13 protein-coding genes are annotated in these 15,865 nt (G+C 36.2%); 6 read left to right on the forward strand and 7 right to left on the reverse strand.

From position 1 onward, the window contains the following. Nucleotides 1-118 precede the first annotated feature (118 nt). Nucleotides 119-988 (forward strand): dipicolinate synthase subunit DpsA, encoded by an 870-nt coding sequence (dpsA, locus tag acsn021_RS13675; RefSeq protein WP_184095761.1) that lies wholly within the window; start codon nucleotides 119-121, stop codon nucleotides 986-988. A 4-nt stretch (nucleotides 989-992) separates the two neighbouring features. Then, complete coding sequence (locus acsn021_RS13680) at nucleotides 993-1,580, forward strand: dipicolinate synthase subunit B (RefSeq protein ID WP_184095759.1); 588 nt, start codon at nucleotides 993-995, stop codon at nucleotides 1,578-1,580. A 276-nt stretch (nucleotides 1,581-1,856) separates the two neighbouring features. Here the strand turns inward: acsn021_RS13680 and acsn021_RS13685 are convergent, their stop codons facing one another. The 3 genes from acsn021_RS13685 to acsn021_RS13695 form a co-directional block, all read right to left on the reverse strand. Then, nucleotides 1,857-2,687 carry a carbohydrate ABC transporter permease gene (locus acsn021_RS13685; protein ID WP_184095757.1) on the reverse strand — a complete coding sequence of 277 codons (831 nt, stop codon included), beginning with the start codon at nucleotides 2,685-2,687 and terminating at the stop codon, nucleotides 1,857-1,859. Nucleotides 2,688-2,740: 53 nt separating this feature from the next. Further along, the gene (locus tag acsn021_RS13690) at nucleotides 2,741-3,820 is read right to left on the reverse strand and encodes a carbohydrate ABC transporter permease (protein WP_184095754.1); all 1,080 of its coding nucleotides are present in this window, start codon (nucleotides 3,818-3,820) and stop codon (nucleotides 2,741-2,743) included. A gap of 158 nt (nucleotides 3,821-3,978) precedes the next feature. Further along, entirely contained in the window at nucleotides 3,979-5,301 is a 1,323-nt protein-coding gene (locus acsn021_RS13695; protein WP_184095752.1) for an ABC transporter substrate-binding protein, read from the reverse strand. A 273-nt stretch (nucleotides 5,302-5,574) separates the two neighbouring features. On the opposite strand from acsn021_RS13695, the gene acsn021_RS13700 reads away from it, so the two are divergent. Further along, nucleotides 5,575-7,380 (forward strand): sensor histidine kinase, encoded by a 1,806-nt coding sequence (locus tag acsn021_RS13700; protein ID WP_184095750.1) that lies wholly within the window; start codon nucleotides 5,575-5,577, stop codon nucleotides 7,378-7,380. A 110-nt stretch (nucleotides 7,381-7,490) separates the two neighbouring features. Beyond that, nucleotides 7,491-9,107 (forward strand): AraC family transcriptional regulator, encoded by a 1,617-nt coding sequence (locus acsn021_RS13705; protein WP_184095748.1) that lies wholly within the window; start codon nucleotides 7,491-7,493, stop codon nucleotides 9,105-9,107. A gap of 29 nt (nucleotides 9,108-9,136) precedes the next feature. Here the strand turns inward: acsn021_RS13705 and acsn021_RS13710 are convergent, their stop codons facing one another. Next, nucleotides 9,137-11,035 (reverse strand): heavy metal translocating P-type ATPase, encoded by a 1,899-nt coding sequence (locus acsn021_RS13710; protein WP_184095746.1) that lies wholly within the window; start codon nucleotides 11,033-11,035, stop codon nucleotides 9,137-9,139. 318 nt (nucleotides 11,036-11,353) lie between these two features. On the opposite strand from acsn021_RS13710, the gene acsn021_RS13715 reads away from it, so the two are divergent. Beyond that, nucleotides 11,354-12,730 carry an ISNCY family transposase gene (locus acsn021_RS13715; protein ID WP_184096199.1) on the forward strand — a complete coding sequence of 459 codons (1,377 nt, stop codon included), beginning with the start codon at nucleotides 11,354-11,356 and terminating at the stop codon, nucleotides 12,728-12,730. 212 nt (nucleotides 12,731-12,942) lie between these two features. Here the strand turns inward: acsn021_RS13715 and acsn021_RS13720 are convergent, their stop codons facing one another. From acsn021_RS13720 to acsn021_RS13730, 3 genes are all read right to left on the reverse strand, one after another. Further along, on the reverse strand, nucleotides 12,943-13,218 hold the full coding sequence (locus tag acsn021_RS13720) for a metal-sensing transcriptional repressor (protein ID WP_184095903.1): 276 nt from the start codon (nucleotides 13,216-13,218) through the stop codon (nucleotides 12,943-12,945). A 99-nt stretch (nucleotides 13,219-13,317) separates the two neighbouring features. After that, nucleotides 13,318-13,971 carry an undecaprenyl diphosphate synthase family protein gene (locus tag acsn021_RS13725; RefSeq protein ID WP_184095905.1) on the reverse strand — a complete coding sequence of 218 codons (654 nt, stop codon included), beginning with the start codon at nucleotides 13,969-13,971 and terminating at the stop codon, nucleotides 13,318-13,320. Nucleotides 13,972-14,213: 242 nt separating this feature from the next. Further along, the gene (locus tag acsn021_RS13730; RefSeq protein ID WP_184095907.1) at nucleotides 14,214-15,194 is read right to left on the reverse strand and encodes a GGDEF domain-containing protein; all 981 of its coding nucleotides are present in this window, start codon (nucleotides 15,192-15,194) and stop codon (nucleotides 14,214-14,216) included. A 286-nt stretch (nucleotides 15,195-15,480) separates the two neighbouring features. On the opposite strand from acsn021_RS13730, the gene acsn021_RS13735 reads away from it, so the two are divergent. After that, a complete protein-coding gene (locus acsn021_RS13735) occupies nucleotides 15,481-15,810 on the forward strand; it encodes a helix-turn-helix domain-containing protein (protein WP_184095909.1) in 330 nt (109 codons plus the stop codon). The last annotated feature ends 55 nt before the right edge of the window (nucleotides 15,811-15,865 follow it).

The raw sequence follows: 15,865 nt of genomic DNA on the forward strand, positions 1-15,865 counted from the left end.
GTCTCATTTGTAAACAAAAATAATTCAGAAGATTCCTTTTACCAGATAATGAACTTTTTTTTATAAAATCCATATATTAAAATTATCTAATTCATTTATACAAATCAAGGAGGCTGTAATGAACCCCAGAATCTATGATTTTGCTATAATAGGCGGAGATAAAAGGCTGGTCTGCATGGCAGAAAACTTGCACAGCCTGGGATATTCCGTCATACTCTACGGACTTCCAGATTCTTCTCCTATACTAAGTTTATATGCCAATTCCCTGGCAGAGGCTATAGATTCCAGTAAGGTTATTATCACTCCCATCCCGGTTTCAAAAGATGGTGTCCACATTCTGTCTCAAAAGGCAGAATCTGATTTGACCATAGATAACCTATGTAAGTTACTCTCATCAGATCAAACAGTATACGGAGGATGCCTGACTGAACTTATGACAGATTACTTTAAGAAACACCGCATCCCCTTCAAAGATTTTATGGAACAGGAAGAAATTACTTTATTTAATACCATAGCTACTGCTGAAGGATCCATTGCAGAGGCTATTTCAGAAAGTACCACGAACCTGCACGGCTGCTCCTGCCTTATATTAGGTTTTGGAAGGTGCGCCAGAACTTTGGCAGAGAAGCTCAAAGGATTGTGTAGTAAAGTGGATATTACAGCCAGGTCTTCAGTTGCCCTTGCGGCTGCTGATGCATCCTCATTTGGGGCATTTTCATTAGAGGAACTAAAGGAACAAATTGAACACTATGATTATATATTCAATACCATACCATCCGTAGTTCTTACAAAGGATTTACTGTCTCATACTAAGCCAGGAGTCGTAATTATAGACATTGCTTCGGCACCAGGCGGTGTAGATTTTGAGGCAGCAAAGGAATTGGGGCGTTTTGCTAAATTGAGCTTAGGTCTACCCGGTAAATATGCACCAAAATCCTCAGCCGCCTGTTTAACTGATTTTCTATTGTCTGATTTAAGAAAGAAGTGATCTTATGTCCTTGCATAATAAAAACATCGGAATTGCCTTAACCGGCTCTTTTTGTACCTTTGATAAAGCTTTTGAAGAAATCGAGAAACTGTTAGCTGATAATGCGAATGTATACCCCATCCTTTCCTTTAATTCACAAAAAATAGACAGCCGTTTTGGAAAGGCTGCCGATTTTTATACAAGATTAAAAGATATGACCGGTCATGAACCTATTACAACGATTGAAGACGCAGAACCTATAGGTCCTAAAAATATGTTTGACATTCTGGCAGTAATTCCCTGTACCGGTAATACTCTTGCCAAAATGGCGAATGGAATTACAGATACGCCTGTTCTTATGGCCGCCAAAGCACATATCCGCAACAATAAACCATTGGTTTTATCCATTGCTACTAACGATGCGCTGGGTCTGAATCTGCAAAATATCGGTACTTTATTAAATTCAAAAAATATCTATTTTGTACCCTTTGGTCAGGATAGCCCCGATGGAAAGCCTAAATCCATGATTGCTCATACCCATCTGTTAGGTCTTACCTTGGAGAGTGCACTGGAAGGTAAACAGATACAGCCAGTGGTTCTTAGTCCATTTTAATTTACTTTCTAAAAATAAAAGCTAGATTACTGATAGTCTGTTAAACCTTCATCTTGTATATGAAACGATTTAATAAGCACACATACAGATTTTAAGGTTAACAGACTATTGGAATTATGTATTTTTCTACATAATACACATATTTTATTCTTTCTCAATCCCATTATTCTTTATTTTTCTTCCCTTACATCCCCGGTCTTTGTTCACTAAAAACTTAATACTTTATTTCATACTGCATGCCACTAATCAGGGTATGAAATTGTCTTTTATTTCTTACTAACCTTTTATACCTGTAGAAGCAATTCCCTCCACAAAATACTTTTGCAAAGCAATAAAAATGATAAGTACCGGAATCAGAGAAATAACAGATGCTGCCATAATTAATCCATATTCAGAGGAATATTGACTGATAAACATACGCAGACCAATCTGAAGTGTTTTTTTCGATTCTGTTTTTAAATAAATCATAGGTCCTAAAAAGTCATTCCAGGTTCCGACAAAAGTAAAAATAACAAGGGTAGATAAGGCCGGCTTAGACAGAGGCAGCATTATTCTTTTATAGATTTTATACTCTGACATACCGTCAATTCTTGCGGCTTCACAAAGCTCATCAGGTATTCCCTGATAAAACTGTCTCATCATAAATACACCAAAAGCTGAAAATGTCTGTAGGAAGATAATAGCCAAATGGGTATCATTTAAGCCGAAGGAACGCATCATCATAAACTGGGGAACCATATAAACCTGCCAGGGTACGGCAATGGTTGCCACATAAGCTAAGAATAACAAATTTCTATTCTTAAACTGGAGCTTTGCAAAGGCATAGGCAGCAAAACTACTAGTTAGAATTTGAAGTGTTGTTACTATAAGCGTAAGCTTTGTTGTGTTTAAAATAAATTTAGCCAATGGAATTTTTGTCCATATATTCTTATAATTCTGCCATCTAGGATTCTCTGGAATCCACTGAATGGGAAAGGTAAATACATCTTTATCTAACTTTAACGATGCAGATAACATCCAAACAAACGGAATCAGCATTAAGAGTGTTATAAATATTAAAACTGCATACAGTAATATTCTGCTTAATTTTATTTTACTAGTTTTCATGGTCCTTCCTCCGGTTTTGCTCATAGTACTGTTTATTAAGTAACTTCTGTTTGCTAACTATTTGCATATTTCTTTTCCCCCTTAAACTGCACCAGGGTTACAATTAAAACAAGCAGGAACAGAACCACGGATATTGCACTTGCATAGCCTAAATCCCATGACTTGAAAGCAGTATCATAAATATGGTAAACCAGAACCAGGGTTGAAGTACCAGGTCCCCCTTGGGTAATCATATAAATCTGGTCATAAACCTTGAAACAGTTAATAGTCAGTATAACCACTACAAAAAACGTTGTCGGCTGCAGCATAGGCCAGGTTATAGACTTAAATTTCTGCCAGCTGTTGGCACCGTCTAAAGAAGCTGCTTCATACATTTCCGCAGAGATTCCCTGAAGCCCAGCAAGATAAATTACCATATAATACCCCATAGATTTCCAAACACTAAACAATATCACCGTGAGCATAGCAAAATGTTTATCAGCCGCCCATTTGGGTAAATTCTTAACTGCTACACCTAAATTAGCTAACAGCATATTGACAGGTCCGTTCGCCGGACTAAATAACATATTCCAAACTGCTGCCACTGCAACCAGGGACGCTACATAAGGGAAGAAGCTGGCTGTACGAAATACATTTCTAAATTTTACTTTCTGGTTTAGTATAATGGCAAGCCCCAAAGCAAATAACAAGGTTAGGGGTACCGTTGCCAAACTATATACAACCGTATTAACAAAGGCTGCCTTAAATCTTACGTCATCTGTGAGACGCAAAAAGTTATTTATCCCTACAAAGTCCATCGCATTATTTCCATCCCATTTCATAAAAGATAGCAGGAAGGCAAACATAATCGGACCTAAGGTGAAGACCATAAACCCTATGAAGTTTGGTGCAATAAAGGAATACGCCACAAGATTTCTTTTGGTCTCCTTGCTTAGTATACCACCAAGTTTAATATGTTTAATCTTTTTCTGTGTCTTTGCTATGTTACTTAAAACTTTTTCCTTCTCCTTAGAGACAGAGATTGTTTGCACACAATCTATTAGGCCGATTAATGTAGCTTCCAGTTCTGCTAGCTCTGTCTTTTGTTTATCTGTAAGTTGTCTGATTTTTGATTCCTTATTTTTATTCTCCATTTGTTATTACCGGCGAAGCGGCTTACCCTCCTTTTTTGATATGGAAGTATTGTAATAAATAGAGGTTGTTGCAAAACCACTTCAATCTCTTTTATCTGATACAAAGATGATTTGTGTGTTTTTACAGCAACCCCTTGCTCTGGAGGGTCTACGTCTCCTTACTGCAACAGCTTCCCAACTTCGGTATTCATGTATTCAATGCCTTCCTCAATGGTTGCGTTCCCACTCATGATATTATCATGTGCTGTGTTTAATATTGTTTCTATTTCAGAACTGTTTACATGTACAGGCATCTCAAGATAAGTATTCGCAGTTTGCAACGCTTCTGCACTACCCTCATCTTCCGGGAAACCTTCCATACTCGAAATAGATTCAATAACTGCTTCTGTTTTAATAGCAGGTATGGTTCCGGTACTTGCAATGACTTTTGCACCCTCTGAACTGGTTATAAATTCAAGAAAATCAAAGGCTGCCTCTTTATGCTTGGAGGCTGTAGTAACTGCTAGGGAAGTAATGGTTGCTAAGGTTGAACCAGGTTCAACCCCCTCTGCATGTGGATATTTCGCCAAACCCCATTTGGAGATATCCGTATATTCTCCGCTATCAATTTTTTCAATTAAAGTAGGTATAAACCAGGTTCCCATATTCATCATTGCTACGTTTCCCTGGGCAAATGCTCCCGAATAATGAAGACTGCTTGTCTTTAAAGTAGCATAATCTTGAACCACCTGGTCTTCCTGCTGTTTTAATACCAGTTCATAGTAAGGTTTTAGGAAATCATAGTTACCCCCTACGATGGAATTTTTACCATCTAATATGCCGAATAACTGAACTGCCGATCTCCATGTATGATAATGGGCACCATATCCTTGCGCACCCAATGTTGTATTCGTTACTTTTCTGGCAAGTTCATCGTACTGTTCAAAAGTCATATCATTGGTTGGATAATCAACTCCTGCTGCATCAAAGATTTCTTTATTATAGAATAAAACCCAGAAATCACTTCGAAACGGAAGCGCGTACAATCTATCATTGATTATAATCTGGTTGGTAATTCCGCCATATACTGATACATCAATACCGGCAGTTTTTATGTAAGAATTCAATGGTTCTAATGCATTTTTTTCGACCAGCGTAGCATAACCCGGAATATCTTTAATGGTTGCAATATCAATATCCGAGTCATTTCCTGTCAGTTCAGTTGCTAGTACCGTCATATAATCTGCAGAACCTAAGTCCACCATTTCAATTTTAACATTCTCATGGGCAGCTTCATAAGTATCAATTAACGGTTGATAGTAAGTCGTGGAATTAATATCCCAGACAGACCATTTTAATGTAATCGGTTCGTTTGTTGAATTGTCTCCCCCACTGGTTGGCGCTGCACTTCCGCCTGTGGTTTTTCCCTTGTTATTGCTACAACCTGCTAAAGCAGTAAGCAACAGAACAAAGACCAGTATAATACAAATTCTTCTTTTCATTCCTTCTCCTCCTAATTTTAGAATTCTTAAGTTGTGATTTCACAGAAACTGTAAATTAATTATAATCGCAATCTTAGAAATGCTAAATGTAAATTTTCATGAATATTTTTCCTTATTTCTCTAAATTCTAGCTTTTAGTAAATTACCATAAAAAAATATGTAAAATCCTACAACTTATATATAATATTTATATACACTTTTTCACTTCTGTTGACTTTTATGTAAGTATCATATAAGCTATTACTAATTTTTATGATTGGAGGACTGATATAGATGCATAAACTGTTACCAAAATCAATAAAGCTAAGAATATCTCTTATTACCATTTCTTTCACTTTAATGATTACTGTATTAATGGCCTCCATCAGTTTTTATCTGTTTCAATATTTTAACGAAAAGAACTTAATTCAGAATACAGAATTTAGCCTGCAACTGGTTACAGACAGTATAGCAGCTGACATGACAGAGCTGACCTATCTTTCGAAATGGTGCGGCAGCAATAAAACAGTTTCTGACTATTTGGAATACCCTGATAAAGACAACCGTTTCACGCTTCTGTCCTTAGAAGCATATGACCGCTTGAAGGAAGAATATCAGAATTCGAAAATCTCAGAATATATAAAAAGAATTATGATTAGCAATAACAGAAATGATTATATACAAGTGATAGGAAAAGCTCACGATTTTTACAATTCTGATCCGGAAGGTATACGAAAGCTTCCCTTCTTTGACAAACTAATGCAATCAGATAAAATAAAATGGATAGGAATTGTAATTGACCCTATGGCAAGAACCAGAGCAGAGCAGGTAATTCCTGTCATACGCCCTATTTATAACAGCTATCGCGCCTCTATTATCGGTTTCGCCTATATTACTGTTAGTACCGATGTAATTACAGATCATTTTAAAAATTATACTATTCCCAACGACAGTAACCTGATAATAACTATTGGTGAACTCTCCTACTTAATTAAAGATGGTTCCCTGATACCGGTAAAAAAAGAAGAGCAGGTGATTAAAACCATTAACAATGTTACCGTTAATGATAAAACCACTGTAGAAATTGTTAAGTATCAAGATGGTAGTACCCATACAGTTATAACTTATATCTCTGCACTAAAAGGGTGGTCCATCTCTCAAAGCCTTTCGAAAGAACAATTTTCCAAGCAAAGGCAATGGTATTATTATTTAATTTTGTTCAGTTGTTTTATCATACTATCTGTAGGCACTCTCCTGACTCTATATCTAAATCATATGATAAATGTACCAATAAAAAAAATACGTAAAAAAATGAAAGGGATATCAACGGGTGATTTTTCATTGGATCCATCCATTGAATGGGATAATGAACTAGGAGAAATCGGAAAAGGAATTAATGTCCTCTCAGGAGATATTGTCCATTTAATGGAGAAACGAATTTCTGATGAAAAGCATAAAAACGAATTAGAATATCAGATTTTATTGAATCAAATCAATCCTCATTTTTTATATAACACTTTAAACTCTATTAAGTGGATGGCAACTATACAGAATGCCACTGGTATCGCCGAATTGGTCACAGCCTTGGCAAGATTGCTGAAAAAAGTGGCAAAAGGGGGCAATCAGCTCATAACCATACAGGAAGAACTTTCTGTCCTAAATGACTACTTTCTAATACAAAAATACCGTTACGGCGGTACTTTGACAATGGAATCCAAGGTAGGTACAGAGGACTTGTATGATTGCATTATTCCCCGCTTTTCCTTACAGCCTTTGGTAGAAAATGCTATTTTTCATGGCATCGAGCCTAAGGGTGGTCCCGGATTCATTCAGATTAACGTTAGCAAAACAGATGAGACTACTGTTAATGTGAATGTAATAGATGATGGTATCGGTATGACCGCTGAATTAATCCATAAGACTTTAACCGGCCAAAGTGAAGACTCTTCCGCTTTCTTCCGAAAAATCGGCATTGCTAATGTTAATAACCGAATAAAACATACCTTTGGTAATGACTATGGATTATCCATTCGCAGTGAATCCGGTAAAGGTACCACTATGACAATCCGGATACCATACATAAAAAAGAATGACAGTTAATATGAACGAAAATTAATAATTGAAAGGAATGCCACATACTGGTTCTTCACACATTTTATTTGTGGCAGTAACACTTCAATGAGCATATGTGTTACGCAATAGGTGTTGTAATGGTAAAACTATTAATTGTAGAAGATGAACCCTTGGTACAAATAGGTATCCGTTCCATGGTAAACTGGTCTGATTATGGTATAGAAATCTGTGATAGCGCCAAAGATGGTATTCAGGGATTGGCATCTATAGAAAAATATTCTCCTAAAATTGTGATAACCGATATCAAAATGCCTCAGATGGATGGATTGGAAATGATGAAGGTCTGTCGGGAACGTTCTAAAAAACTTCCTGTCTTTATCGTTTTGACAAGCTACGAGGAATTCTCTTTATTAAAAGAAGCTATGAAATATCAGATTGTCGACTATTTGATTAAAATTGAGCTAAACAAAGAAGATTTAATAGAAGCCGTTAAAAAGGCTTTGGAAATGGTTCAAGAAGTTCAGAATCTAGAATATCCTGATATTGCTACTTCTATCCAAAGCAACCAGTCCTTTTATGATAAATTTTTTATAAAACTGCTTTTGAATCTATTTGAAAGTGAGCATCAGAAACGTATGCAGGCCAATGAGTTAAATCTGGATTTTCAAGCAGATTGTTATGTTGTATGTCATAATGAAATTGTTGAATATAGCCCTATGTGGGAAGAAGAAGATAAAAATCGGCTCTTAAATCTATATTCTAGTACCATTCAGATGATAAGGGAAATGACCAAAAAGTTAATCTCCTGTTATGTAGTTTCTCTGGACACAAAACATTTTTCTGTTATCTTTTCTTTGAGTAAGGAACAGGAAGTACACCATAAGCTTTTACTTTCCAAAGTATTATCCCAAACCTATGCCATGGTTCATAATTACTTTAATGTCAACATTCGAACCAGCTTTGGAAGGCCCTGCCATAGTCCTCATCATATTCCGGAAGCTTATCAGGATGCCAGGCAGATATTTGCCCTGGTAACAGATACGACACCCATCCTGTTTTATGAGAACTTGTCAGAAGATACCTCCTCAAATTATATTTTTAATATGTCCCTGTTCCGTCAGGATATAATTAAGGCCTTTGAAGAATTTGATACGGCTACTCTTACGAATATCTTTAGCCAGATAAGTGATATTTTTAAAAATCAGCAGGCCTATTATCTCCAGGCAGTGGATGCAGCCAGCAACATTCTTTACCTTGCCATATCCCATCTGCCAAATGGAGAAGAAACCGTATCAGCAATCTTTTCTGAGGATCCCACCGGATACCGCTCCTTATATAAACAGACCAATGTAGAACAGATAATACAGTGGATGTTTAAACTTCACAAAGGTTTATGCCAGGTACTTACTGAGCATAGAAAGAATTATAAAAACCACATTGTAAATAACGTTAAAAAATACATTGATTCACATATTGAGGAAAAATTAACTTTAACTGATGTTTCTTCTGTATTTGGGATAAGTCCCAATTATTTAAGCCAGTTATTTAAAAAATATAACGATATGGGATTTTCCGACTATATTACCAATAATAAAATAGCAAAAGCGAAAGTACTGATGGCACAAGGCAGTTTAAAGCTTTATGAAATTGCAGATAAGCTTGGTTTTGAAAGTTCCTTTTACTTTAGCAAAGTATTTAAAAAAGTGGAAGGCTGTTCTCCAAGGGATTATCTTCAGATAAAGCTTAAATACTGATTTTATGTCAGATTCAACCTTAACTTATATTACTGGTTTTTCCAGGCTAAAAGCAGGGATGAGTGAATTATAACCACAACTGACCCTACATTATGTACAAGAGCACCCAAAATTGGATTTAGTATACCGGTCATAGCCAACAAAATTGCTGCAAGGTTTAACAACATAGATAAAGCAAGATTGATATAAATAGTTTTCATTGTCCTCTTCGCTAATGAAAGAAGATGAGGCAGGTATTTTATTTCGTCACTTACCAGTGCCATATCAGCCGCATCTACAGCTATGTCACTTCCGATTCCTCCCATAGCAATACCTACATATGACTTCTTTAGAGCCGGGGCATCATTTATTCCATCGCCAATCATACATACCTGTTGTCCCTTCTCCTGATGTCTGCTGATATATGTAAGCTTATCTTCCGGAAGGCATTCTGCTACAATTTCTTCAATCCCTGCCTCCTTTCCAATATGCTCCGCTGCCATTTTATAATCCCCGGTAAGTAATACGCAGGCTATTCCTTGCTGCCTTATTCCTTCTACCACCTCTCTTGCATCTTTACGAAGAACATCCTCCAATACTAAAAATCCTATAATCTTATCCGCCAATCCAACAAAGATAACCGTACTACCCTTTTGATAATATATCTTGGCCTTTTCAGTAAGCTCCTGAATGGATTCAGGAAAATAATTCATTATTAATTCCAGGTTACCGGCGTAAACACTGTCATCTTTAAGTTTACCAACAACACCTTTACCTAGAAACATTTTAAAATCCGATATGTCATATAAAACAGAATTTACAGCCTTTCGTTCAAGCTCCTGCTTGTTTGCTATTTGCAGTTTATAATTCTCTACAACAGCCTTCCCCAATGGATGCTCCGAATATTGTTCAATACTAGCGGCAATTTGTAAAATCTCGGAGGCTGTTATGTTATCCTGAAAACTATGTACATACGTTACCACCGGCTTACCCTGCGTCAATGTACCGGTTTTATCAAATGTAATACGACTTATCTTCGCCAAACGTTCTAAGGCATCGCCTTCACGAATCAATATTCCAACCTTTGCAGCATTTCCAATACCTGCCATAATTGCGGTTGGTGTTGCAAGCACCAGTGCACAGGGACAGAATACTACCAATATAGTGACCGCTCTAATAATTTCTCCCGAAATAAACCAGGTAATACCAGCAGAAATCAGTGCAATCACTACAATCCAGGTAGCCCATCGGTCAGCAATACCTACTATCTTTGCTTTACCGGCATCTGCTGATTCTACTAATCGTATCATACGCTGCAAAGAACTGTCTTCGCCTATTTTAACGGCTTCTATTTCAATGGTACCAAACTGATTTACAGTACCACTAAAAACCTCATCTCCTTCTTTTTTATCAACAGGCATGGACTCCCCGGTCATAACAGCTTGATCTACAGAAGTTTCTCCCTTCATTACGATACCATCAATAGCAATGGTTTCACCAGGTAACACTCTAAGTATATCTCCAACTACGATTTCCTCTGCCGGAATAATTTCTTCTCTGGCATCTTTTAATACTCTGCCTGTTCTCGGAGTCAAATGTATTAATCTTTCAATCCCTTGTCTTGCCTTAGCCACAGTTCTCTCTTCTAAAAGTGCCCCTAAGGTCATGATAAAAGCCACTTCACCAGCAGCAAAAATTTCGCCGATAATGGCAGATGCAATCAATGCTAATGAAACCAGTACATCCGCCTTAATATCAAATTCGGTAACCAAACCAATCACTGCTTCCTTTATGATAGGTAAACCACAAAGTATAATTGCAATCCATGCAATATCAACAGGCAGTCTTATCAGCTTAAAGAAACTGCACAGCAGGGAAAGTAAGGATACTGCTAAAGATAATATGGTTACCATTTCCCCCTCCTTAAGCCAGTTTTTTAATTTTGACATACATAACACCCTCTCTTTGTTATAATCTTTTAGACAATTACAAAACTGTCTTTGTAGCGTTTCAAATTGCTATTATGATAGTTACGCTCACACTACGCGTTATACGTATACCCCCATGGGTATATATTATATAAATACACTAATCTTAACTGAATCGCTTGTCAAGTATAATTTTTGTTAGATATGGTATTATCTGAACCATTTTTGATAATGTCTTAAGTAACCACAAGTGATTATGTCCCAAATGAGTAATCCATGTTACACTATATCCTCATGACTTACAGATGAGGAGACATTATGAGAAAGGTCAAGTTGACTATGAATGAAGAAAAACGTTATGAAGTAATAAAGAAGTTAGTAGACACAAACGGAAATAAAAAGAATGCTGCCTTGAAGATCGGTTGCACCGAAAGACATATCAATAGAATGATTGCAGGATATAAACGTGATGGTAAATCCTTTTTTATACATGGAAACAGAGGTCGGACTCCTGCTCATGCTCTTTCAAAAGAAACCAAGCAAACTGTCCTAGATTTATATCGTAGTAAGTACTTCGATACGAATTTTACTCATTGTATCGAGCTTCTAGAGAAGTATGAGGGAATTTCTATTTCTGTATCTACATTGAACTCTATTTTAGAAAAAGAATATATTCTTTCTCCAAAAGCTACCCGATCAAAAAAAAGAAAAACCAAACTAAAACTTAAACATTTGAAAACACAAACTAAATCTAAAAAGATACTAGCAGAGTTGCAATCCAATATCGTTGCAATCGAGGATGCACATTCCAGACGTCCTAGATGTGCTTATTTTGGCGAAATGCTTCAAATGGATGCTTCGATCCACTTGTGGTTCGGTGATACGAAAACTCAGCTTCACATCGCTGTCGATGATGCAACTGGTACTATTGTCGGTGCTTACTTTGATGAACAAGAAACTTTAAAAGGATACTACAATGTGTTTCATCAAGTACTTACTGAGTATGGTATTCCCTATTTATTTTTTACCGATAACCGTACAGTTTTTGAATATAAACAAAAAAACGCCCCTTCTATCGAAGAGGACACATACACACAATTCGCTTATGCTTGTAAACAGCTAGGTGTTGAAATCAAGACCAGCAGTATACCACAAGCAAAAGGTCGAGTGGAACGATTGTTCCAAACCTTACAATCTCGCCTACCAGTCGAATTACGCCTGGCAGGCATAAACACACTTAGCGAAGCAAATGCATTCTTAAACTCCTACATAAAAGAATACAATGCCAAGTTTGCTCTAGAGACCAATCTTATCAAATCTGTCTTTGAAAAGCAACCCGTTTTAGAAGAAATAAATCTTGTTCTTTCTGTTCTTACAGAAAGAAAGATAGATAATGGACACTGTTTGAAGTTTAAAAATAAGTATTTTAAGACACTTGATAAGAACGGGCATCAGGTACACTTTTATAAGGGGACAAAGGCAATGGTAATAGAAGCATTTGACGGTAATAAATACTGTTGTATAGATGAGAGTATTTATGCGCTAGAAGCAATTCCGTCACATGAGAAAATATCAAAAAACTTTGATCTTACGCTGTCGCAGAATAGAACAATAAAGCGGAAGATACCAGGGATGCATCATCCTTGGAGAAGGCAAGAATTCTGGCGTTTTGTTAAAATGCAGGAACACCACTGGAATGATGAAGTCCCTGCTTAAATAGATAAAAGCACCAGCCACAGCTGGTGCTAATGTTTAAAATTTATTAGGACATTCTCAAAAATGCTTGACAGTATAATTTTTGTTAGATATGGTATTATTTTCGGATTCATCTTTTTAAACCGGATGAAAATAAGAAAACAGCCCTAAAGGATAAATTCCTCATGGACTGCTTTGAATGTATCATGAATTTATGCTATTTTAATACTGAATTAGGATAATCTAGAAAAGTGTTCAATTGCTTTTGCAAACTCCTGTACTGTTTTATCTGCATCACCATGTTCGATTCCATCTCTGACACAGTGATTTAAATGACCTTCCAATACAACCTGTCCAACCTTATGCAATGCCCCCTTCGCCGCATTAATCTGTATCAAAAGATTCTCACAAGGTACATCTTCCTCTACCATCCGGTCGATTGCATTTAATTGTCCAATTATCTTTTTTATTCTTCTATGCAGGTTCTCTGCATCCATACACTGACGCATACAATTCCTCTCCTTCGTTATGCTTGATAAAAAGCACACTTATCCATATATTGCTTTACTATTCTGTTAATTAATTCTAACATATCGTACTAAACTACACTAGCCTCCCAGGGTTATATCCTGATTTTGGTACCATTCTAATGCTTCATAAAGATGTTCAACACTAAATTCCGGCCACATTGCATCAATTACGTAAAAATCCGAATAGATTGACTGCACCGGTAGAAAACCACTTAATCTCCTTCTGCCTCCCCAACGGATAATCAAATCCATTCTGGAAATATCAGCAGATGCAATTCCTTGAGCAACTGTTTTTTTTGAAGAATCGCTTTGCAGGGAATAATTTAAATCCCAATCCCAACCGTAATTTACTAAGAAGTTTATTTTCATAAGCCCTTTTCCCAAGGTTACTCGCTTCGTATAGGGTAAAAGCTCTGGGGGAAATAGTGGGGATTTCGTATTTCCCATTACTAAAAGTTCCGCATCTTCTTTCACAAGCCGTAGAACAGAGTCCACGCAGGCTTTTTGAAAGGCTTTGGTCTGCACAGAGGGTCTTTTGGTGTTATCTTGGGTAAAACCGTACAAGGTCATCTCTTTTATCCCTAATTTCAAGCATTCCTGATACAATGTAAAGCCTGGTTCAATACCATATGCGTATCCCTCTTCCTTATTCAGTCCATTACACCTCGCCCATCTTCTGTTTCCATCTGGTATTATGCCGATATGTGTCGGCAGACGTTTATATTGCTTCATGATATATCCTTTCTATAAATATTTACAATAAGTATTACTAAGCTATTCCACCAAATAGCTGCTTCTAATCTATATCGTCTTATTTCTATAGTAACAGGTATCCAAAATTTTGTCATCCGTCTTTTAAAGTACTGGATTAAAAAATACCCAATCAATGAATTGTTTAGGTTATCCCGTGATTTATATTAATAAAAAAACCATAGGATCCAAAGCGATAGCTTCAATCTTATGGTTGTACAATTTCATAAATCCGAGAATATTATTTCCCCCAAGGAACTCATTGCTCTGCTCTTGCCCAATCTTTTGGCTCTATATAACATTTTGTCCACATCTTCCAACAATTGCATATAGTCAGGATATAACATTTGCTCCAAATCAACATAAATTGCTCCGGCACTAAAGGTGACCGGAACCTCCAGTTTTTGTTCTGCAAAAAAGTGCTCTAATTCCCGGTGTATCTCTGCCAATATATTCATGGCAATCTCTTGTTCATAATCACAAAAAACAATAATGAATTCTTCACCGCCATACCTGCCTAATATATCGTTTGCTCTTATGTATTTCTTACTTATGTCAGAAAAAGTCTTTAAAACGGTATCTCCCATAAGATGACCACATACATCGTTAATGCTTTTAAAATTATCAAAATCAATCATACATATAGTAAAACCACTTTTCACTTCTCCGGCTGCATGTAAAGTTTGTATTGCCTCAATCAGGTTCTGTTTATTCAAAGTTCCGGTTGCCAAATCTAATGTAAGATTATAGCTTAAATCCATTATTTGCTGCACATATTCCGTAATATCAATAAATTCCAGCACTGCATATGTTTTATCTATTGAATGTAAAATACCGTTGAATTGAAACCATTTTGTCTCTGTTTTTTCTTCCTTTATATAAGCATATTCTAAGATGGTGCCTTGAACACTTTTTCTATTTTTAAATATGTATTTGGCCGTTTTTCTTATATTACATTGTTTACATTGTTCGGTTTTTCCACACTCTGTCACATAACTATTTTTGTAGGCACACCGAAATACATTTCCAAAACTACCGAAATCCTCTGATAATTCAAGGTCGAAATACCGAAACATCTGTTTATTAGCAGTTAAGACATTTAACTGTCTGTCTACAACCACTTGACCGGTCATTGAATTTTGGAAAATTGCAGAATAAAACGCATCGAATTTCTTATTAATTCCTGTGATGCTTTTTTGATTCATTTTAATTACATATCCCCCCTTTATATCCTTTAGGGACACCACAACTACTAAGTGAAATCCATAAAATCCGGGTAAAAAAATTGACTTTAGATTCGATTTTTTCCGATAAGATTATACATCTTGTGACAAATTACCTAGAATTATGTTATTTGTTTCCTTTTTTCCAATTATAAAGGTATAATAACAATTATAATTCTTTTTTTCTACAAATACAAGTGTATAATTACATTTCAAGTTGGTTACTTAATATATATATAATTGATAAAATCATATAGGGTGATAAAAAATGGAAATTAATTATGCCCAATTGGGCAAACGAATTGCTTTGAGGCGTAAAACTCTAAATCTAACCCAGGATGATGTTGCCGAAGCCACTGGGCTTAGCAACAACCACATATCCAATATAGAAAATAATCATTCAATACCAAGCATTGATTCTTTAATGAAAATTTGCATTGCCCTTGATAGTACTCCGGATTATTTTTTATTAGGAGCTGTGCGCAGCACCGATGAAACTTTACAAGGTGATATTAAAGAAAAAATAAAATTATGCGGAGAAAAGAAGTTAAAATTGATTGATAATTTTATTACTTGGGTTATTGATGAACAAATTTAATATGAAGGTGCAGGAACCCACACCTGCATTTTTTATATGTTTTCCTGCTTTTACC

The sequence above is a fragment of the Anaerocolumna cellulosilytica genome, assembly GCF_014218335.1.
GTDB classification, from domain to species: domain Bacteria; phylum Bacillota; class Clostridia; order Lachnospirales; family Lachnospiraceae; genus Anaerocolumna; species Anaerocolumna cellulosilytica.

Coding starts and splice junctions, on each gene's coding strand:
- acsn021_RS13715 (WP_184096199.1), top strand. CDS start 11,354: ATGAATGAAGAAAAACGTTATGAAGTAATAAAGAAGTTAGTAGACACA.
- acsn021_RS13710 (WP_184095746.1), bottom strand. CDS start 11,035: ATGTCAAAATTAAAAAACTGGCTTAAGGAGGGGGAAATGGTAACCATA.
- acsn021_RS13700 (WP_184095750.1), top strand. CDS start 5,575: ATGCATAAACTGTTACCAAAATCAATAAAGCTAAGAATATCTCTTATT.
- dpsA (WP_184095761.1), top strand. CDS start 119: ATGAACCCCAGAATCTATGATTTTGCTATAATAGGCGGAGATAAAAGG.
- acsn021_RS13730 (WP_184095907.1), bottom strand. CDS start 15,194: ATGAATCAAAAAAGCATCACAGGAATTAATAAGAAATTCGATGCGTTT.
- acsn021_RS13695 (WP_184095752.1), bottom strand. CDS start 5,301: ATGAAAAGAAGAATTTGTATTATACTGGTCTTTGTTCTGTTGCTTACT.
- acsn021_RS13720 (WP_184095903.1), bottom strand. CDS start 13,218: ATGCGTCAGTGTATGGATGCAGAGAACCTGCATAGAAGAATAAAAAAG.
- acsn021_RS13735 (WP_184095909.1), top strand. CDS start 15,481: ATGGAAATTAATTATGCCCAATTGGGCAAACGAATTGCTTTGAGGCGT.
- acsn021_RS13680 (WP_184095759.1), top strand. CDS start 993: ATGTCCTTGCATAATAAAAACATCGGAATTGCCTTAACCGGCTCTTTT.
- acsn021_RS13725 (WP_184095905.1), bottom strand. CDS start 13,971: ATGAAGCAATATAAACGTCTGCCGACACATATCGGCATAATACCAGAT.
- acsn021_RS13690 (WP_184095754.1), bottom strand. CDS start 3,820: ATGGAGAATAAAAATAAGGAATCAAAAATCAGACAACTTACAGATAAA.
- acsn021_RS13685 (WP_184095757.1), bottom strand. CDS start 2,687: ATGAAAACTAGTAAAATAAAATTAAGCAGAATATTACTGTATGCAGTT.
- acsn021_RS13705 (WP_184095748.1), top strand. CDS start 7,491: ATGGTAAAACTATTAATTGTAGAAGATGAACCCTTGGTACAAATAGGT.